Below are 21,615 nucleotides of genomic sequence, written 5' to 3'. Positions count from 1 at the left end.
ATTATCAAATTTAAGTAGTATTCCCTATAAACTTGAATTAAAAGTCGCTATTTTTTCAACAACTTACAAAAATGTGTATTAAGTCATTAAAAAGGATGAATTTTATTTTTAATTGATTGTAATATTGAATTTATGGTTTCAAATCATAACCAATATATCAAATTAGCTTTTAGAAATAAAACATAAGTGGGATATTTGCTTTATAATTGATATAAATATTAAATTATGTGTGGAATTGTTTGTGCCTTTGATGTAAAGGAAAGTACGGAGGCTTTAAGGCCCCAGCTTTTAGAAATGTCCAAAAAGATTAGACATAGAGGACCGGATTGGAGTGGTATATTTTCGAACGATAAGGCGATATTGGCCCATGAACGTTTGGCAATTGTAGACCCTGCTTCCGGAAAACAACCTTTGTTGAGTGAGGATGGGAAATTGATCCTTGCAGCAAATGGAGAAATATATAACCACAGGGAGCTGCGTAAACAATTTGAAGGCAATTATAATTTTCAGACCGAATCTGATTGCGAGGTAATTTTGGCCTTGTACAAGGAAAAAGGTGTCGACTTCCTTGATGAAATGAACGGGATTTTTGGCTTCGCCATTTACGATACGGAGAAGGATGAGTATTTTATTGCCAGAGACCATATGGGGATTATTCCACTGTATATTGGATGGGATATTAACGGTACTTTTTATGTGGCTTCGGAACTAAAGGCGCTGGAAGGTACTTGTAGTAAAATACAGTTATTCCCTCCAGGACACTATTTGCACAGTAAGGATGGCGAATTTAAGAGATGGTATTCCAGGGATTGGATGGAGTATGATGCGGTAAAGGATAATGAGACCAGTATAAAAGCTTTAAAAGATGCATTGGAAGCTGCCGTGCACAGGCAATTGATGTCCGACGTGCCTTATGGTGTATTGCTATCCGGTGGATTGGATTCGTCCATTACCTCGGCCGTAGCAAAAAAATATGCTCAAATGCGAATAGAATCGGATGATACTACAGAGGCATGGTGGCCACAATTGCATTCTTTTTCAGTAGGCCTAGAGGGATCTCCGGATCTTGCCGCTGCCAGAAAAGTTGCGGATCATATCGGTACCATCCACCACGAGATAAAATTTACCATCCAGGAAGGATTAGATGCCATTAAAGATGTTGTCTACAACCTGGAAACTTATGATGTTACTACTATTAGGGCCTCTACACCTATGTATCTTATGGCCAGAGTCATAAAGTCTATGGGCATAAAAATGGTATTGTCCGGAGAAGGTGCAGATGAACTTTTAGGGGGGTATCTTTATTTTCACAAGGCGCCAAGCCCAAAAGATTTTCATGAGGAAACGGTACGGAAATTAGATAAGTTGCATATGTACGATTGCCTAAGGGCCAACAAATCTTTGGCTGCTTGGGGTATAGAAGGCAGGGTGCCGTTCTTGGATAAAGAATTTATGGACGTAGCCATGAGGATCAATCCCCAGGATAAAATGATTAATGGCGAACGTATGGAGAAATGGGTGTTGCGTAAGGCTTTTGAGGATATGTTGCCCCCAAGTGTGGCCTGGAGACAGAAAGAGCAATTCTCCGATGGGGTTGGCTACAGTTGGATAGACACTTTAAAAGAAGTGGTGAAAGTTGAGGTTACCGATGAGCAATTGGCAAATGCCAAGTATAGGTTCCCCTTGCAAACCCCTACTTCAAAAGAGGAGTTTTATTACCGTTCTATCTTTGAGGGACATTTTCCATCAGATGCCGCAGCATTATGTGTTCCACAAGAGGCCTCAGTGGCCTGTAGCACCAAAATTGCCCTAGAATGGGATGAAGCATTCAAAAACATGAACGATCCATCAGGTAGAGCGGTGTCTAACGTACACGCTGATGCCTATGTAAAATAAAACCGACTTTATTTTAACGAAACACAAGATTGGTAATGATAATTCTGTTGCGTTAGTTTTTATTTTAATTCGTCAAAAAGAAGCACCCGATAATACCAATTCATTTTGGTGTGAGGGTGCTTTTTTAGTAGAGAAAAAGTGGATTTGGAAATGGGTTAATTGGAAGATTATGAAAGCTGGTGTTCCCTTAGAAGAAAGAGGAAAGTTGATTTGGAAATGGATATGAAGATTCGGTATTGCGATATTATTCCTTCTTACCCATATAAAAATAGTAGTTAGATTTTTCAATATAAAACCAAACCCAAGTCGAGACAGAAGAAATTGCCTGCGGAATACCATGATTTTAGCGGTTTAATGGGATTTTATGCACTACTGATCTCAATTTTCACTCGATAAATCCCGAAGGGGGGTAAACCACCTGTTTTGCACAATTTTTGTTGATAACTTACCAACTAATAGTTGTATCGGCCTTATATTCTACGGGGTATTGCTTATATTTGTAGGATTGCTAAAATTATAATGAAATAAGTATTAATTTATGAGCGAAGAAGCAAATAAAGACGAGCAAAAAAAGCATAATTATTCCGCAGATAGTATCCAGGCCCTAGAGGGAATGGAGCACGTACGTATGCGCCCTTCCATGTATATTGGGGATGTAGGACTAAGGGGATTGCATCATTTGGTCTATGAGGTAGTGGATAACTCTATTGATGAGGCAATGGGCGGCCATTGTGATACAATCGAAGTCACCATAAACGAAGATAATTCTATTACTACCAAGGATAACGGTAGAGGTATTCCAGTAGATTTGCATAAAAAAGAAGGAGTTTCCGCATTGGAGGTCGTTATGACCAAAATTGGTGCTGGAGGTAAATTCGATAAAGATTCCTATAAGGTTTCTGGTGGACTCCACGGTGTTGGGGTATCCTGTGTGAATGCATTGTCTAAGCACCTTAGGGCCACCGTTCACAAGGATGGTGTGGTTTGGGAGCAGGAATACAGCAAAGGAAAGGCACTCTATCCTGTAAAAAGTATAGGGGAGACCGATATTAGAGGTACTGTAGTAACCTTTACTCCTGATGATAGCATTTTCACTCAGACGGTAGAATATAGCTATGATACCTTGGCCAACAGAATGCGCGAGCTTTCGTTCTTGAACAAGGGACTGACCATTACGCTTACCGATAGAAGAACGGTGGATGAAAAGGGGGAGTTCTTAAGTGAGCGTTTCCATTCCGAAGAAGGCTTAAAGGAATTTATACGATTTTTGGACGGAAATAGAGAGATGCTAATTTCTAGCGTAATCTCTATGGAAGGCGAGAAAAACGATATTCCCGTTGAGGTTGCCATGGTGTATAACACTTCTTATACCGAAAACCTTCATTCCTATGTGAACAATATTAACACCCATGAAGGGGGAACTCACTTGTCTGGTTTTAGAAGGGGGTTAACAACTACTCTTAAGAAATATGCCGATGCATCGGGCATGTTGGATAAATTGAAATTTGAAGTACAGGGAGACGATTTTAGAGAGGGATTAACCGCTATTGTATCCGTAAAAGTACAGGAGCCTCAGTTTGAGGGACAGACCAAAACCAAATTGGGAAACCGTGATGTCTCTGCAGCTGTTAGTCAGTCTGTTTCCGAAATGTTGACCAATTATTTGGAGGAGCATCCAGATGATGCTAAGATTATCGTTCAAAAAGTAATTTTGGCCGCACAGGCAAGACATGCCGCTACCAAAGCGCGGGAAATGGTCCAGCGTAAAACGGTAATGAGCATAGGAGGTCTACCCGGGAAATTATCGGATTGTTCCGAACAAGATCCAACACTTTGTGAAGTATTCTTGGTGGAGGGTGATTCGGCAGGGGGTACCGCCAAACAAGGTAGGGATCGAAATTTTCAAGCAATTCTTCCGCTAAGGGGTAAAATTCTTAACGTTGAAAAAGCAATGACCCATAGGGTTTTTGAAAATGAGGAAATAAAAAATATATATACTGCATTAGGGGTTACCATCGGAACAGAAGACGATAGTAAAGCCCTTAACTTGTCAAAATTGCGATACCACAAGGTAGTGATTATGTGTGATGCGGATGTGGATGGTAGTCATATTGAAACCCTGATATTGACGTTTTTCTTCAGATATATGAGAGAGTTGATTGAAGGAGGGCATGTGTATATTGCCACCCCACCACTATATTTGGTTAAAAAAGGAACCAAAAAACGGTATGCGTGGAGCGATAAGGAACGCGATGAGATAGCAGAAAGCTTTAATGGTAGTGTTGGTATTCAACGATACAAGGGTCTTGGGGAGATGAATGCGGAACAATTGTGGGATACCACAATGAATCCAGAATTTAGGACCTTAAGGCAGATTACCATTGAAAACGGTACCGAAACAGATAGGGTATTTTCTATGTTGATGGGGGATGAAGTTCCACCACGACGTGAATTTATTGAGAAGAATGCCGTTTATGCGAATATTGACGTATAGTATTCCGGCTTTTCACAACATAAACTCGCACATTTAGTGCGAGTTTTTTATTTTAAGCAATTAAATTTAATTATTATGAAGTATGTAATTGCAAGTGCATTCTTGTTTTTTGGTTTTGCTGGTTATTCCCAGTCAAATGTAAATGAGGTATTAGCAGCGGGATTAAATGATGCTGAAAAGTTTACCGATAACTATCTGGCTCCAGTTTCCGAAGGTGCTATTTTTAGCTTGGCTAATGGATGGTACAATACGGCCGATTCCAAACCCTTGGGCGGATTTGAAATTTCTATTATTGGAAATATGACCTCCTTTAAAGGTAAGGAAGATAAAATGACTTTTGTATTAAATACTGCCGATTATGAGAACCTAAAGTTCCAGGATGGCAGTGCTTCCAAAGTGGTGTCTACCGCCTTGGGCGATTTAGAAGGTATTGGCGTGTATGTGGAAGGAGAAGTTTTGGGGCTTCCTACCAGAGAAAATTTTGATCTTCCCACGGGATTGGCTTCCGAAGGAATCAATTTTATTCCTACCGGTTTTGTACAAGTAAGTGTGGGACTGGTAAAAGGTTTGGAGGTAAAAGCTAGATTTTTGCCTAAGATAGATACCGATGATGTGAATCTAGGCTTGTACGGGATAGGGGTGCAACAAGAAATTACAAAATGGTTTCCTATAGATAAGATTTTACCAGTGGCTATTTCTGCAGTGGTAGGATATACGCATTTAGATGCAACCTACGATTTTACCAATTCCAATATTGTGGACGGTAGTGATCAGCGGTTAGAAGTGGATATGAACGTATGGAACTTTCAGGCAGTAGCGGCTACGAAATTAAAAATCATCAACTTTTATGGGGGTATAGGATATGTCTCTGGGAAATCTGTTACCGATGTTTTAGGAACCTATAACGTGCGTTCCGGACTATTTCAGCAGAAACCCTATGTTGATCCTTTTAGTTTTACTAAGAAAGCCAGCGGTGTTGCTGCTACCTTGGGAACAAAATTGAAACTTGGTTTCTTTAGGCTAAATGCAGATTACACCTTTGCAGAGTTCAATAACCTTACAGTGGGAGTGAATTTCGGATTTAGATAAAACCTTTCGTTTACAAATTTATAGCACCGATCATGGGAATACTGTGATCGGTTTTTTATGTTAGTATTGAGCCCCGCACTCGGGTGGGTTACACGCCTCATTCTATGATTTTCGATGTCTGTTCTAGTCGCAGTCGAGAACACCTTTTTTGGTTGTTGTGGTTATTAGTAAACACTATCCAGTGCGCAGGATTCAGTAGGCATTGGCGTAATAATTTCAACGTTTAATGTCCAAGGTTCAAATTTGTACTTACTGAGTTATCCTCTTGAGAGGGGTTAGGGGTGTGTACGGTAAACAGCACCTCCCCCGCTAATCGCGGGACTACCCTGCAAAATGACTTTTTGTGACTTTATAGTATAACAAAGAGAGACCCTTACAGACCTTGTATTATGCTGCTGCTAAAAAGCCCATTAAACAGTAGTCAGTTCAAATGAACGATAGTGAAGAGAACTCACACAAGTAGCGGAACGCCCCATTATTGGAGGTGTAATTTGTCTCTCAGTACAATATAGGAATTGTGATTGCAATTGAAAACAGCGTATTAAGTAAGCATATATAGTTACTTTTCATATTTTTAGTAAACAAATATGTTTACTTTTTGTTATATTTGTAATCAGATTGATTTACTTTTTAAATAATAAGTAAACGTAAGTCGTTACAAATAAGATCATGAGAAATAAGAAACAGCTCTTACTTGAACAATTAGACCAAAAACTAAAACCATTTCGCAAAACTGAAATGGTACTGGTCCCGGATAGGGGATGGATAAATACTATCAGAACAGCCCTCAATATGACAATGGCCCAACTTGGGGCAAAAATCAATATAACGAAACAAGGGGTAAAAAGGATTGAAGAAAGTGAGGCAAAAGGCTCAATATCAATAAATTCCTTAAAAGAAATAGGCAATGCTTTGGAGTTGAAACTTGTTTATGGTTTTGTTCCAAAAGACGGAACCTTTGACAATTTAATCGATATAAAAGCGGAGAAATTGGCGAAAAAGATAGTGCTGAGGACAAACCAAAATATGACATTGGAGGACCAAGGAATTGGTGATGAAAACATCCGTAAATCCATAAAAGAATTGTCCCATGAAATAAAAAGAGAAATGAGAAAGTCGCTATGGGATTAGAATTTCAATATGCGCAAGGACAAACACCACTAGATGAAGAAGAAAAGGAAGGTCTAAAGATAAAGTCCATAACTACGCAACGAGAACTCGATGAATTTGAGCAATTAAATATTGAAAAGGCGGTTGAATGGACAATACACGCCAATTTAAAACTTGAAAAAATATTGACCGAAAAATTTATCAAAAACCTACACAAAAGAATGTTTGGTGATATTTGGAAATGGGCTGGGGAATTTAGAAAGTCTGACAAGAATATCGGCGTAAAATGGACCCAAATTGACATAGCATTAAGGACGCTATTGGATGACACAAAATATTGGATTGAAAACAATACTTTTTCACCAGAAGAAATATCCATTAGATTCAAGCACCGAATTGTAGCAATCCATTGTTTTCCAAATGGGAATGGTAGGCATTCAAGAATGATGGCTGATATCTTTATGGAATCTATTTTTGGAAAAGAACTGTTTTCTTGGCATCAATCGAAGATGCTTAAAGCGGACGATATACGAAAAGAATATATTGCTGCCTTGCGGAAAGCGGACAATGGAGACCTAAACCCACTCATCCAATTTGCTATGAACTAAAGCCCAGATGGTGATGCATCGGAGTCGAAATCACGTTATAGTAAACGGTGAACCGGATTCAGGATTCATTTTTTTTCTGCCTATGTCGGTCAGAATTGCTGTCGAGACCTCCTTAGTAATTAGATTTTACGACCAGCTATAAGGGGTACTTATATTAATTTTAACTATCTTACTCGGTTGAAATTTAAAGTAGGGAGGGTGGGTGTAAAGAGGATTAATCTGCTGTGATTTCAGGTGATTAAAGCTTCCAGATTTCAGGATTGAAATTTTCAAATTGAGTTTTCTAGTATCCATTGGAATTATCAGTATATTTAGTCTATGAATTGTAGGGGGAACAAATACATAAAATTGATGAGGTGCCATCTTGTGTACTTCATTTAAAATATAAGCGCTAACAGAAAGCCTGTTAGTGTTTAAAACAGGAAAATTAAAAACAATTAATTAAAAGCTCATATCATGGCAAAAAGTCAAGACGCAAAGAAAAACGTAAAAAAAGAAGCCGCTAAAACTCCAAAGGAAAAAAAAGCGGAAAAGAGAGATAAGAAATCTAAAAGAGATTAAGGAAACGACACTGAAAAGCATCCCGAGTTGTTAGCTCTAAGCTAATCGGCACAATGGGTGTGCATCTTATGGCACTCCTAATTTTTGGTTGAATAAAGGTGGTTTCCATAATGTGTTTGGCAAGGATCATTCAGTAGTTAGACCTAATTAGACGACTTCACAAATGTAAAAAATCCCGAAAAATAACTTTTCGGGATTTTTTTTTGCTTCCAGAGAAGGGTGCCATGGTTTTTCTCCCCACCTAGGTCTACAGGTTTTTGGGGCTTTTACAAGTGACGTTGGTTATAAATAAATAGAATTTTTAGTGTTCTGCCTCAAAGAAGCCTGCCTAATTTTATTACCTTGTTCGGTGATAGGCTAAGCGTGAAAAGGTGGCGTAATGGGAGCGATTCCTGTAGCTTAACCACTTAATAATTAATGATAGATAATGGGATTTAATATTGTATTGATAGAGCCGGAAATACCTATGAACACAGGGAATATTGGTCGACTAAGTTTGGGTTCTGGATCTAAATTGCATCTCGTAAAACCGTTTGGATTCGAGTTAAATGATACCCGATTAAAGCGGGCCGGATTGGATTACTGGAAACATATTTCTCTCTTCATTTATGAGAGTATTGATGACTTTTACGAAAAAAATAAAGGAAAAGATTTTGTGTATTTCTCCAGTCATGGTACTCAAGATTACTGTGCAATTGACTACAAGGACGAGCTATTTCTGATTTTTGGGAAAGAATCCAATGGATTGCCCGAAAATATAGTAACAGAAAATGCTGATTTGGTCTACAATATCCCTATTTACAGTCCTCATATTCGAAGTCTAAACTTGGCCAATGCGGTGAGTATAGTAGTATATGAAGGTATCCGAAATTTAAAATCCCAATAACGAACTACGTTTTAATATACTATAAATAAATCCCCTTCCCTTGGGGGGCAGCTCCTCGGACAGGGTGATGGCTAGTGAATTTATAAGCATAACTAGGAATTTATTCTCTTTCGACCTTTGACTTATAGCTTATGTAGGATTTATAGCTTTTCATAAGTAAGAGGTGTGCTTTATTTTGTTAACTTGTTCAGTTGAAGTTTTGAATGTCTTATAAGCTGTAAGATACGATACAACTTAGAGGTATGTTGAAGTTGCAAGTAGAATAAATTTGATTTAGGCAATGGATGAGAATATCATCGAAATGACTTAAGAAGCGAATAAATATTCAAACGATAATATTCACTTACTAAAGCATATAAAATATTTATAGATTTCGCCAGAGGTCTAGTGAAGCTAAATCACTCAGAATATTTTAAAACTAAATAAGTATAAAGCATTATAATATTATAATAATGATTGAAGTAGTTTGCGCTGTAATATTAAAAGATGATAAAATTCTAATCGCCCAACGAAGTGAAGAGATGAAATTGCCTTTAAAATGGGAGTTTCCTGGAGGTAAATTAAATAAAGGAGAAGACGAAGAACGGGCTATTGTAAGAGAGATTAAAGAAGAATTAAATATTGAAATATCTCCTCTAAAAAGAATATCATCTAATATCCACGATTATGGTTCAATAAAAATAAAATTAACTGCTTATTTATGCGATTATATTGCAGGTGAAATTAAACTTTTAGAACATAAAGACTTCAAGTTTGTAGGCTATGAAAATTTAAAGGATTATGATTTAGCTGATGCTGATATTCCCTTTATTGAGAATTTAAAAACACTTGTGTAATGATTGAAGGTATTTATGAGCAATTAGTAACCAAGATAGTCTCCTCTAAACTTGAAGATCTTAAAACAAGTCAATATTATATAAAAGATTCAGCAATAGACAAAGAGGAAGCGGCACAAGTTTTATCTAAGCACCTTAATAGTACAATTGGTTATGCGCTATCATTAATTAAGGGTGAACATGCAATTGAAAAACAAATTGAGATTGCTAATAAAATTATTCGAGTTTTAAAAGAGGAAATAGACAATGACCTTATTGAAGATGATCTTGTAAAAGCAGAAGGGCGAATTCTAAAAGCTGTTTTCGAAAAAACTGATGCGCATTTTTCTGATTTAGAATTGCACTTAAAAGAAATAACTCCATATACAAGACTAACACACAGTGAATTATTTACAGGTGGTAACGTCGGATTATCTTTAGAAAGCGAATTAAAAAAGGAAATTTTGTCTTCAAACCGAGTAGATTTACTCGTATCTTTTATTAAATGGAAAGGAATAATAATTCTTGAAAGGGAACTTAGAGATTTTACAGAAAGAGGTGGGCAGTTAAGAGTAATCACTACCACATATATGGGTGCAACAGATTATAAAGCAATCCAATTACTATCCAACCTACCAAATACTGAAGTTAAAATTTCATATAATACTGGTAACGAAAGATTACACGCAAAAGCATATTTCTTTTATCGAAATTCAGGATTTCACACAGGCTATATTGGTTCTTCTAATTTTTCACGAACTGCATTAACAGACGGTTTGGAGTGGAATCTTAAAATAACAACCAAAGAAGTTGGGCATATCATTGATAAATTTCAAAAAACATTTGAAGCTTACTGGCAAAATGATGAATTCGAATTATTTGATGACAATACTCATTCTGAAAAATTGATTAGGTCCTTAGGGTCTGGAAAAATGGCTCAACATGGTGTCAACAATTTTGCCTTTTTCGATTTAAAGCCTTACCCCTACCAAAAGGAGATTTTGGAAACACTAGAAGTTGAACGCACTGTTCACAATCGACATAAAAATCTTTTGGTTGCAGCAACTGGAACTGGAAAGACTGTTATTTCAGCATTTGATTATAAAAAGTTTAAAGAAGAAAACAAATCAGCAAAACTTCTATTCGTAGCCCACAGAAAAGAAATTTTAGAACAGGCTGCATCGACCTTTCGAGGAGTTCTAAAAGACAATAATTTTGGTGAGTTATGGGTAGATGGTATGCAACCAGATAAATTCGATTTTGTATTTGCATCAGTTCAAACGTTAAAAAATAAAATCGAGGAACTTTCTTTAAGTTCTACATTTTATGACTTTATCATTATTGATGAAGTTCATCACATTTCTGCTTCAAGCTATCGTCTCATTCTTAATCATTTTTTGCCAACAGTTCTTTTAGGGTTAACTGCTACACCTGAGAGAATGGATAATGAAAATATTTTAGAAGATTTTTGTGGTAGGATTGCCGCAGAAATACGCTTACCTGAAGCCTTAAACAGAAAACTTCTATGTCCATTTCAATACTTTGGAATTTCAGATAGTATAGACTTGTCTAAAGTTAGATGGGAAAATGGAAGATATGTACCAAGCGAATTAACAAAGTTGTATTTAGCTAATGACAGGCGTGTGGGGGAAGTGATCAACAACGTAGAAAAATATTTGAGAGATATTAATGATGTAAGAGCTCTCGGGTTCTGTGTGACTATTGAGCATGCAAAATATATGGCTGAAAAATTCACCTTAGCTAATTTAAAAGCTCATTATCTAACCAGTGAAAACTCAAGAGAAAGAGAAGATATAAGGAGGAAGTTAGGAAGTAAAGAAATCAATTATTTATTCGTTGTGGATATTTTTAATGAAGGAGTTGATATTCCTGAAATCGACACAGTGCTTTTCTTAAGACCCACGGAAAGTTTAACGGTTTTTCTTCAGCAACTGGGTAGGGGACTTAGATTATCTGAGGGAAAAGAATGTTTAACTGTATTAGATTTTGTCGCTAATGCAAGACCTGAATATAACTTTGAAAATAAATTTAGGGCCTTGATAGGTAAAACTGCAACACCCGTTCAAAAAGAAATTGAGGACAACTTCCCTCACTTACCATTGGGATGCTCAATTGTTCTCGAAAAAAAGGCGAAGCAAAGTATTCTAGAGAATATTATTGCTGCAACTACTGTAAATAGAAGACAGCTTATACAAAGGATTCAGAATTTTGAACATCAGACAACCTTACCTCTTACGCTAGCTAATTTTATATCCTTTAATAATCTTAGCCTACAGACAATTTATAAAAGGGGAAGTTGGAATAGGCTTCTTCATCTGGCTGGAAAACACGAAGATTTTGATAGCCACAACGAAAAGAACATTGTTTCTACTATTCTAAAAAAATGGCTATCAACTAATTCCACTAATTATTTTCAATTCTTATTAAAGCTGGCAAATGAAAACTTTAAGCCGGATTTCAGTTTATTTAATGAGGAGGAAAAAGTTATGCTACTGATGTTGCATTACGATGTTTGGAAAGGTTCTGAAGGTTATGGATCATTAAGAGATAGTATTGAAGCAATTGGAGAAAATAAAGTTTTAGTAAATGAAATCATTGATGTTTTGGAGATTCTTCTTGATAAAATTACTTTCAAAGAAATAGATATTCAATTACCATACAAGCAACCTTTAAAATTACATTCAAGATATACTAGAGAACAAATTTTAGCAGCTTTCAGGCTTAGTACATTTAATAAAAAATCAACTAATAGAGAAGGTGTAGCTGAGAACAAAACACTTAATACTGAAATCCTGTTTATAGACCTCATTAAATCTGAAGAAGATTTCTCACCTACCACAATGTATAATGATTACGCAATTAGTGAGACGCTATTTCATTGGCAAAGTCAAAATCAAACAAGAGTTGACCAAGGAAAAGGATTAACTTATATTAATCATCAGCAGCTTAAAAAGAAAATTCTACTCTTCGTACGCGAAAAAGCAAAAGACGAGTTTGGAAATACCATGGGTTATGTGTTTGTAGGAGAGGGTAGCATTCAAGATTATTATGGCTCTAAACCAATAAGTATAAATTGGCATTTAAGTGAACCTCTGCCTCAATATCTATGGAAAGCATCTGCTAAAATGGCTGTCGGGTAGTTTCTTACCCCTCAAAACCTCTAACCCCAACCTCTAAAATCAAAAATGCGCCATAGAAAAGAAAGCCTAAGTTGGTGATTGTTATTAAAACTTTTCTCGAAGCTGGGTTTATCTAGGAATTCAAATGCCCTTATCCGATAAACCTATCTCTAAGGGCCAGCCAATCTATTTATTTAACGCGTTTAGCCACAACAGGTAGGCATTTTGAACACGTTGCCTGATTTGAAAATGGCGTTCCCTTACAATCCATTCTGAACCATATTTGACAGCTTATGGTAAAAGTGTTTCAAATTATGGAAGTACTGCGGGGGTTGCATTTACTTAGTATCTTCGCGAAATTTATTAGATATGGGGGTTCGGGCTATAATAACTGCTCTTTATATTCTTAATGATGGACGGATATCAGGTTGTAAGTAGTATAACCGTATCCTATGGATTAATAATTAATTTAAGGGCATAATTGAGTAGAAGAGTTAGGCGAAAAAGGATAGGGCAGAAGCTGAAAAGAAACATAAGGATCACTAGGTATGTTATCTACAAAGAAACTTTGGTGGATTTTAGTGAGCAGTTTTGGTCCTTTGTGGGAGCGTTTTTTGGAATTGGACTTATTGCTTTGCTTCAAGCTTCCGTTCTAAATACAACGGACCATATTTTCCTTATCGGTTCTTTTGGGGCATCTAGTGTAATTGTTTTTGGAGCTATCCAAAGTCCCATGGCGCAACCGAGGAATCTTATTGGTGGCCATATCATATCGGCCATTATTGGGGTAACCATTTTTAAAATATTTCCCGATATCCTTTGGATTACGGCTCCGCTTGCTGTGGCAACCTCCATCATTGTGATGCAGGTGACCAAAACTTTGCATCCCCCCGGGGGAGCCTCCGCACTTATTGCTGTTACCGGAACAGCAGAATTAAAGGCATTGGGCTATTTTTATGTCCTTTCACCGGTTCTTTCAGGTGCGATGATACTGATGATTGTTACATTTATTTTCAACAATATGACCAAACAACGATCCTATCCCACCAATAGTAAGTTGACCCGGATTTTTAGGACTAGGGGTAACGCTTGATGCTAACAGGTTGGTGGTCCCTAAAACCTTGGTCTTAACTAATGGAAAAGTTCATTATTTATCCAGGGACTTAATTAATGTCGCGGGTTTTCTTTAATAAGGAAGTCGCCGCGTTAGGGGCTGTAGTAAAACCCCCAACGAAGTACAAGAGTAGTCTTGAAACGGATGGTCTGGCCCGTAGGGAAACGCCCAAAAAAATTGAAGACTTCCTCAGAAGTCACAGGAATAGTAGGTACCTTACAGTTAAAGTATTGGCAATGAAAACAACCCCCGAACATAACGAACGGATAGCAAGTATGACCTTCTCTTCCGTATTTCCACACTATGTAACCAAAGTGGAGAAAAAAGGCAGGACGAAAGAGGAATTGTATGAAGTAATCCAGTGGCTTACCGGATATGATGCACAAGCAGTACAGGAGCTTATTGCGGAGAAAGTTACTTTTGAAACCTTCTTTCAGAACGCAAAATTAAATCCCAACGCCCACCTTATTACGGGAGTGATTTGTGGCTATAGGATAGCGGAAATAGACAATACCTTAACGCAGCAGGTACGGTATTTAGATAAGTTGGTGGATGAATTGGCCAAGGGTAGAAAGATGAACAAGATTCTACGAGAGGCCTAAAACCCATGCAACTGTGCAGGAATATTTTTGGTATGTAATAAGTTATTGGTATGACAACGATAATCGCGAAATGGATTGTATTAGTATTTGGATCGTTTATAATTGTCGTGGGTTTTCTTATGCTTTTTGCCCCAGAAAAAGCCAGAGCAACTTTGAGGAAAGCCGGAAGTACCACCTTTATTAATTATGCGGAAATTACCCTCCGATTAATTCCGGCAACAGCCATGATACTGTATGCCAATTCTTCCAAGGTGCCACTAGCTTTTACCATCTTTGGAGGTTTTATGATCATCACCTCCTTGGTGCTTTATTTTGTGCCAAGAAAAACCCATCACAATTTCTCCTTACAAAGTGCTGCCGTACTTAAGCCAAGCTATTTTCAATGGATCTCGCCATTGGCATTTCTTCTAGGAGGACTAATAATTTTCAATACAGTAGGTCCCTAGTACCCTAAACAGAAAGAAGACTTTTTACAAAACCGATAACACTGGCACAAAACGAACCGAAATGAGTCTGGTCACTAGTCAAAAGTGGCACAAAACGAACCGATATACTCAGCTATCAAATTTCTGCGTTAGGGATAGCAGTGAAAAGCCCGCAACGAGGAACGAGGGCGGACTTGTAGCGCATAGCCCGGCCCGTAGGGAAACGCCCAAAAAACAACACAGACACAAATACCAATACCTCATTAGAAAAGTGATCTAATGGGGAGTATCGGCTTTACGGCACAACCCGTATTAAGAGGGCTATAACTTAACTGTATTGTGGGCTTTAAATATTGTATATTACACCTATTGGCTATTCGCCTTTAGACTTTAGACTTTAGACTTTGGACCTTTGACTTTAGACTATCTGGTATCTATTCGCGTATCGCGAAAATAGATCCTTTGGTGTAACTAAGCACGGTGATGCTATCGGAACTGCTGATACTTACCACATCTTCCTTCCGATCTAATCCTGGGTAGGAAATGGTATAGGCGTTGTCCTTATGCGTCCATTTGAAATCTGAAATAATCGTTAATTCGCGGTTGCTGTAACTGTGGTACCGACCAAGATAAGCGTCGTTAAAGATCCATTCTTCTTTTACCGTCTGCTTTTGCGTTTTACTATCGCTTCCAGTGGTTATATTAGACCATATCCCGATGACAGGATCATTGTTTTCCGCTATTCTTGTGCATTTGCTGGAAAGTAGGATGCCTATAAGGATCAAAAATATATAGAGCTTTCTCATTATGTAGGTTTTTTCCGATTTGGGTGCTATTGTGTTTAACGCATAGTTGCAGGGATCTATTGTATTCTATCGTTGTATGGTGGAAAGTTTTAACTTTTTGGGTGAAATAGTATGATCAGCGTAATCGGTTGGTTTTTTAGGAGCTATTCCCAATACCAGTTTCCATTCCTATTTTTTAGCTTCAAATTGCTAAGTTGACTATACTATGCGAAATTTTAAGTGGTTTCTGTAAACTACCTAACCGTTTTCTGTTTAAAATCTGTATTTTTGGGAGATTAAAATTAATCTTAAAAAAATAATCTTATAATGAAAGTTACCATAGTTGGGGCAGGTGCTGTTGGCGCAAGTTGTGCAGAGTACATCGCAATAAAGAATTTTGCATCGGAAGTGGTTGTATTGGATATTAAAGAGGGTTTTGCCGAAGGGAAGGCCATGGATCTTATGCAAACGGCTTCTTTAATGGGTTTTGATACCAAAATTACTGGAATTACCAACGATTATAGTAAAACGGCTGGGAGCCATGTTGCTGTAATTACTTCAGGAATTCCCCGTAAACCTGGCATGACTCGTGAGGAATTAATCGGGATTAATGCAGGGATCGTTAAAACCGTAGCTGCTAACCTTATTGAGCATTCGCCAAACGTTATCCTTATAGTAGTGAGTAATCCAATGGATACCATGACCTACTTGGTTCATAAGTCTACCGATTTGCCTAAAAACAGAATTATAGGTATGGGCGGAGCTTTGGACAGTGCCCGTTTTAAATATAGATTGGCAGAGGCCATGGAAGCACCCATTTCCGATATAGACGGAATGGTAATAGGTGGACATAGCGATACCGGAATGGTGCCGTTAACCGCACACGCAACCAGAAACAGTATTAAGGTATCCGAATTTTTATCCGAGGAACGCTTAAACCAAGTGGCCGAAGATACTAAGGTAGGTGGTGCTACATTAACCAAGTTGCTGGGTACTAGTGCATGGTATGCGCCAGGTGCTGCAGTCTCTTCCATGGTTCAGGCAATTGCATGTGACCAGAAAAAAATGTTTCCTTGTTCTGCCTATTTGGAAGGGGAATATAATTTGGAAGATATTTGTATAGGGGTGCCAGTACTTTTAGGCAAGAATGGCTTGGAAAAAATTGTAAACATAGAACTAACTGCAGCTGAAAAAGCTAAAATGCAAGAAAGTGCAGAAGGAGTAAGGAAAACAAACGACCTCCTAGAACTATAAAACACGGGCGCTGATAAAAATTCAGGGCATCCTTTCTATTGGTTTCCGATAGGTGTCGGAACAGAGAGGATGCCCTTGTTTTATAAATTCTCCAAATATATTGTTAATTCCTATGGGAAATAATATATTTGCACGCTATTTAAGAATACCATTTTATAAATTATACAACCAATGCAGAATAAAGGACTTATAAAGCTTTTCGCTTTTTTGTTTGGGCTAGTTAGTATTTATCAGCTATCCTACACTTTTATTACCAATAAAGTAGAAAAGGATGCGACTGTCTTTGCTACCAACCAAGTTTCGGAGTCCGACGAGGATTATCTGGAAAAAAGGGAAGAGCTAGAAGCGCAATATTTAGATTCTATAGGGGATAATTCCATTTTGGGATATACAAGCTATAACGATTCCAAGAAAAAAGAACTTAATAAAGGTCTGGATTTAAAGGGAGGTATTAACGTTACCCTTCAGATTTCTGTTAAGGATATTTTGAAAGGACTTGCTAACAATTCCAAAAATCCGGTTTTCAACAAGGCCTTGGCCGATGCAGATGCCGCTTCAAAAAGTAGCGATGCTACCTATGTGGACCTGTTCTTTGAGTCTTTTGATAAAATAAAAGGAGATACTAAATTGGCTTCTCCAGATATTTTTGCCAATAAGACCTTAAGTGATGTCATTAATTTTCAGATGACAGATGAGCAGGTAAAACCAATCATCAGAACAAAAATTGATGAATCTATCGTTTCTGCTTTTGAAGTATTACGGGAACGTATCGATGGTTTTGGAGTTACTCAGCCAAATATCCAAAGGGAAGGAAAGTCGGGTCGTATCTTGGTAGAATTACCAGGAGCCAGAGACATCGCAAGATCTCAGGATCTGCTATCTAGTACTGCCCAATTGGAATTTTGGGAAACTTATAAGCAAAATAATCCTAGCCTTGGAAGCTTTTTACAAGCTGCCAATGAGCGTTTAAAAACATTGGTTAAGGTTGAAAAGCCTGAAGTAAATGTAAAACCAGAATCTGAATTAGATTCTTTATTGTCCGACGTTTCACAGGGCGAAGATGATTTCTCACCAGCAGCAAATCCACTTTTCAGTTTATTAATGCCGGCTAATCCTAACGGAAATGCCCTAGTTAGTGCTGCTATTAAGGATACTGCTACAATAGGCGAGTACTTAAGGATGAAAGAAATCCGCAGGTTGATTCCTTCGGATGTACAATTTGTGAAATTCCTATGGGAGCGCCCAAGTGAAGGTTCCGAAGTGGTAGAATTGTTCGCATTAAAATCCAATAGGGAAAACTTGCCGAGGATCAGTGGAGACGTTGTTTCCGATGCCTCTGATGTCTTTGACCAATTTAATAAGCCCGCGGTTTCCATGACCATGAATACTAGGGGAGCCAAGGAATGGGAGAAATTAACAGGGGATGCCTTTAATAACCAAACAGGAATCGCTATTGTATTGGATAATAAGGTGTATACCGCTCCAGGTGTTTCTTCAGGTCCAATTTCTGGTGGTCGTTCAGAAATCACAGGAAATTTCACCATCAACGAAACTAAGGATATCGCCAACGTATTAAGAGCTGGTAAATTACCTGCCTCTGCAGAGATAATCCAATCAGAAATTGTAGGTCCATCTTTAGGACAAGAAGCGATTAGTAGTGGTTTCTTCTCCTTTATGATTGCCATGGCAATTGTATTGTTATGGATGGTTTTCTACTATGGTAAGGCCGGTATTTTTGCCGATATAGCCTTATTGTTAAACATCTTATTAATTTTTGGGGTACTGGTTAGTTTAAATGCCGTGCTCACACTCCCTGGAATTGCAGGTATCGTGTTGACCATTGGTATGTCCGTGGATGCCAACGTACTTATATTTGAAAGGATCAAAGAAGAACTTGCTAAAGGCAAAGGCCGTAGCCAAGCTATTGCAGATGGATTTGCAAATGCACTTTCCTCTATTTTAGATGCCAACATTACCACAGGTCTTACCGCACTTATCTTATTCATATTTGGTTCTGGTCCTATCAAAGGATTTGCCACAACCTTACTTATTGGTATCGTAACCTCTTTATTTACGGCCATCTTTATTACTAGGTTGTTAGTAGATTGGTATTCTTCAGGAAAAGGAAGGGATTTGGATTTCTCTACAACGATTACCAAAAACCTATTTAAGAATATCAACATAGATTTCTTGGCTAAAAGAAAGATTTCTTATGCGGTGTCCGCCATTTTAATCGGAGTTGCCTTGTTCTCATTGTTTACGAAAGGATTACAGGAAGGTGTCGATTTTGTTGGAGGTAGATCATATACTGTTCGATTTGAAAAGGCAGTGAATCCTTCAGAAATCGCTTCCGAATTGAACGTCGTATTTGGTAGTGGTACCAATGTGAAGACTTTTGGGGATGCCAATCAGATAAAGATTACTACGCCTTATAAAGTAGAGGTGGAAGGAATTGAAGTGGATAACGAAATTCAGGATAAATTGTATACTTCGCTACAGAAATACATGCCAGATGGTACAAGCTTTGATAATTTTATTATCGGTAGTAGTGTCGGAGAGAAGCCAATTGGTATCCTGCAATCTGTAAAGGTAGGTCCTACCATTGCTGATGATATTAAAAATAACGCCTTCTTGGCAATCATTGGATCCTTGGCAGTAGTATTCCTTTACATCTTGTTAAGGTTCCGTAAATGGCAGTTCTCATTAGGAGCGGTTACCGCGGTTATACATGATATATTGGTTGTACTTGGGGTGTTCTCTATCTTTGGAAAACTAATGCCTTTCAACATGGAAATAGACCAGGCATTCATTGCAGCGATACTTACCGTTATTGGTTACTCCCTGAATGATACCGTGGTAGTGTTCGACCGTATTAGGGAGATTGTCGCGGAAAAAGGATGGAAAGCTGGTGAGAATACCAACTTGGCCTTGAATAGTACGCTAAGTAGAACCTTAAATACTTCCTTAACCACTTTGGTGGTATTATTAGCCATTTTCATCTTCGGAGGGGAATCGTTAAGAGGATTTATGTTCGCTATGATCATTGGTATCATAGTAGGTACTTATTCTTCCTTGTTCATCGCAACACCAGTTATGTACGATACCTTGACGAAGAAAGTCAAAGAAGGTAATGAAGACATAGTTGCTTAATAAGAAGCATTAATTATTGTTATAAAAGAAAGGCCGCTAATTTAGCGGCCTTTCTTGTTTTAAAGGGGTTTCCAAATGATTCTCCAGATCTTTTGGGCGTTCCCCTATCGGGTCGCTTCTTTCGCTTATATATTGATACAATTTTCGTTATCCTGAGCCACAGACTGTGCCGAAGTCACAATTAATAGTATTGAGATATGAGTTTTGAGTATTAAGTATAAAGTATTGAGAAACCTTCCCCTAAGTAGGGAGGTCATTAATACAAAAATATCTGGAGAATACTAGGGATAAGCTTTTTGAAATTTGGAGTACATAAATAATATTCCCGCTTAATCTCGCTTTAAACTTTAAGATAGGTATTCTTTACTCTATTTAATCAATTATATAGGTCTCTAAATCAGGTTTCATTTATTGTTCTATATAATGTGTCCAACTGAGCCGTTGGGTGTTGCGCTTAGTTCGTAGGTGTATGTTGGTTTTAGGCCAGGTTCCGTTCTATGGGATACAAAAACAATGGCGGTCTTGCTCTCTTCGGCAATTTTATTTACCAATGCAATGAACAGAGTGGCGCTCTCGTCATCCAATCCCGCTGTTGGTTCGTCCAAGATCAGTAAGGGTGGGTGTTTAACCATGGCTCTAGCGGTCATTATTAAACGTTGCTGACCTCTGGTCAGTTCGGCAAAGTTAACGTCCCTGAGATGCCATAGGTTCAGAATTAACAGCCATTCCTTGGCCAAGGCTATCTGGTTCTCTGTCGCCCTTAGATACAGTCCAATGGAGTCGTTCATTCCGGAAATGATCATGTTTAGGGAGGTGTGAAGACCAGAAAAATTATCGGTCATGGCAGGAGTGTAATAGCCGATGTTCTTTTTAATATCCCAAACACTCTCCCCACTGCCCTTGCGCTTTCCAAATAAATAGAGTTCCTGTCCGTATCCCTTATGGTTGTCGCCCGTAATCATGGATAATAAGGTAGATTTCCCGCTGCCGTTACGGCCTTTTAATTGCCAAAATTCCCCAAGTTTGATGGTCCAGTTGATATTGTTTAGTATTTTTTTATCGCCATAGGAAACTGAAATATTTTTACACTGGATTAATATGGGCTCCTGTTGTTCATTGGAACGGTAGGGCACAGGGATTTGTCCTTTAAAATGGACTAGATGCTGTCCTTGCGTCTTTGTGGCTTCTTGGTGGGTGTTGTATGGTTTTAGTTGAGATCGTTCTAGAAATAAACTAATGTCGCAAAACGGAAGGAGATCTGTCTTCCTGCTTAGTAGCTGTATGATCGGGGTGTGGCTGGCAACTTCTTCCAAACTCTTGCGTAGGCTAATTTGAGATTCCTGATCTAGATTGTCGAACGGATTGTCTAGAATTAAAAAGCCGGGTTTTATATGGAGCAGGTACTGCAATAACGCCTTCTTTTGTTCGCCGCTAGACATGGTGCTCAACCGTTGATCGGTGTCCAATGTAATTATTTTCCGATCGTGTTTTTCTTCCTCGTCTATAAATTCCTCCAATGTAATTTTAGAAAATAAGGCTCCTTCCTTATTGGTGAGAAAGGCCAGCTCCTCAGGAAACTTCCCTTCCATTAAACGTTCAATAAGCGGCCCCTTTTTGGAATTGTTGTCGGTGAAGATGGCCCAATGGCTATTAGGAATCATACATAATTTCTTTTAAACGTTGTCA

At 38.1% G+C, this 21,615-nt stretch carries 15 protein-coding genes; 13 read left to right on the top strand and 2 right to left on the bottom strand.

The window, feature by feature from the left end; translation table 11 throughout:
- Positions 1 to 225 precede the first annotated feature (225 nt).
- The 11 genes from asnB to KCTC52924_RS01790 all read left to right on the top strand — a co-directional run bounded on the left by asnB (position 226) and on the right by KCTC52924_RS01790 (position 14,761).
- On the top strand, positions 226 to 1,896 hold the full coding sequence (asnB, locus tag KCTC52924_RS01840; RefSeq protein WP_251809184.1) for an asparagine synthase B: 1,671 nt from the start codon (positions 226 to 228) through the stop codon (positions 1,894 to 1,896).
- A gap of 538 nt (positions 1,897 to 2,434) precedes the next feature.
- Complete coding sequence (gene gyrB / locus KCTC52924_RS01835; RefSeq protein WP_251809183.1) at positions 2,435 to 4,390, top strand: DNA topoisomerase (ATP-hydrolyzing) subunit B; 1,956 nt, start codon at positions 2,435 to 2,437, stop codon at positions 4,388 to 4,390.
- Between the two features lie 75 nt (positions 4,391 to 4,465).
- Entirely contained in the window at positions 4,466 to 5,479 is a 1,014-nt protein-coding gene (locus KCTC52924_RS01830; RefSeq protein WP_251809182.1) for a DUF6588 family protein, read from the top strand.
- 669 nt (positions 5,480 to 6,148) lie between these two features.
- Positions 6,149 to 6,610: a mobile mystery protein A gene (locus tag KCTC52924_RS01825; RefSeq protein ID WP_251809181.1), complete on the top strand. Its 462-nt coding sequence runs from the start codon at positions 6,149 to 6,151 to the stop codon at positions 6,608 to 6,610.
- Positions 6,601 to 7,197 carry a mobile mystery protein B gene (locus tag KCTC52924_RS01820; protein ID WP_251809180.1) on the top strand — a complete coding sequence of 199 codons (597 nt, stop codon included), beginning with the start codon at positions 6,601 to 6,603 and terminating at the stop codon, positions 7,195 to 7,197. The genes KCTC52924_RS01825 and KCTC52924_RS01820 overlap by 10 nt, the downstream gene beginning before the upstream one ends.
- Positions 7,198 to 8,185: 988 nt before the next feature.
- Positions 8,186 to 8,644 (top strand): tRNA (cytidine(34)-2'-O)-methyltransferase, encoded by a 459-nt coding sequence (locus KCTC52924_RS01815; protein ID WP_251809179.1) that lies wholly within the window; start codon positions 8,186 to 8,188, stop codon positions 8,642 to 8,644.
- A gap of 452 nt (positions 8,645 to 9,096) precedes the next feature.
- A complete protein-coding gene (locus tag KCTC52924_RS01810) occupies positions 9,097 to 9,480 on the top strand; it encodes a (deoxy)nucleoside triphosphate pyrophosphohydrolase (RefSeq protein ID WP_251809178.1) in 384 nt (127 codons plus the stop codon).
- The gene (locus tag KCTC52924_RS01805; protein WP_251809177.1) at positions 9,480 to 12,620 is read left to right on the top strand and encodes a DUF3427 domain-containing protein; all 3,141 of its coding nucleotides are present in this window, start codon (positions 9,480 to 9,482) and stop codon (positions 12,618 to 12,620) included. The genes KCTC52924_RS01810 and KCTC52924_RS01805 overlap by 1 nt, the downstream gene beginning before the upstream one ends.
- A gap of 460 nt (positions 12,621 to 13,080) precedes the next feature.
- A complete protein-coding gene (locus KCTC52924_RS01800) occupies positions 13,081 to 13,692 on the top strand; it encodes an HPP family protein (RefSeq protein ID WP_251809176.1) in 612 nt (203 codons plus the stop codon).
- Positions 13,693 to 13,949: 257 nt separating this feature from the next.
- Positions 13,950 to 14,315, top strand: coding sequence for a DUF2200 domain-containing protein (locus KCTC52924_RS01795; protein ID WP_251809216.1), 366 nt, complete (start codon positions 13,950 to 13,952; stop codon positions 14,313 to 14,315).
- A 50-nt stretch (positions 14,316 to 14,365) separates the two neighbouring features.
- Positions 14,366 to 14,761 (top strand): hypothetical protein, encoded by a 396-nt coding sequence (locus tag KCTC52924_RS01790; RefSeq protein ID WP_251809175.1) that lies wholly within the window; start codon positions 14,366 to 14,368, stop codon positions 14,759 to 14,761.
- Positions 14,762 to 15,174: 413 nt separating this feature from the next.
- On the opposite strand, the gene KCTC52924_RS01785 is transcribed toward KCTC52924_RS01790, so the two are convergent.
- Positions 15,175 to 15,546, bottom strand: coding sequence for a hypothetical protein (locus KCTC52924_RS01785; protein ID WP_251809174.1), 372 nt, complete (start codon positions 15,544 to 15,546; stop codon positions 15,175 to 15,177).
- Positions 15,547 to 15,852: 306 nt separating this feature from the next.
- Here KCTC52924_RS01785 and KCTC52924_RS01780 point away from each other — a divergent pair, with 306 nt between their 5' ends.
- Both KCTC52924_RS01780 and secDF read left to right on the top strand, forming a co-directional pair.
- Positions 15,853 to 16,779, top strand: a complete 927-nt coding sequence (locus KCTC52924_RS01780; protein WP_251809173.1) for a malate dehydrogenase — start codon at positions 15,853 to 15,855, stop codon at positions 16,777 to 16,779.
- A gap of 171 nt (positions 16,780 to 16,950) precedes the next feature.
- Positions 16,951 to 19,929 carry a protein translocase subunit SecDF gene (gene secDF, locus KCTC52924_RS01775; protein WP_251809172.1) on the top strand — a complete coding sequence of 993 codons (2,979 nt, stop codon included), beginning with the start codon at positions 16,951 to 16,953 and terminating at the stop codon, positions 19,927 to 19,929.
- Positions 19,930 to 20,345: 416 nt separating this feature from the next.
- On the opposite strand, the gene KCTC52924_RS01770 is transcribed toward secDF, so the two are convergent.
- On the bottom strand, positions 20,346 to 21,590 hold the full coding sequence (locus KCTC52924_RS01770) for an ATP-binding cassette domain-containing protein (protein WP_251809171.1): 1,245 nt from the start codon (positions 21,588 to 21,590) through the stop codon (positions 20,346 to 20,348).
- Positions 21,591 to 21,615: the final 25 nt, after the last annotated feature.

Origin of the sequence: Arenibacter antarcticus, from assembly GCF_041320605.1 — a bacterium.
In the GTDB taxonomy this organism is placed as follows: domain Bacteria; phylum Bacteroidota; class Bacteroidia; order Flavobacteriales; family Flavobacteriaceae; genus Arenibacter; species Arenibacter antarcticus.
The sequence above is the reverse complement of the archived record's forward strand: the minus strand, read 5'-3'. Positions and strand labels throughout refer to the sequence as shown.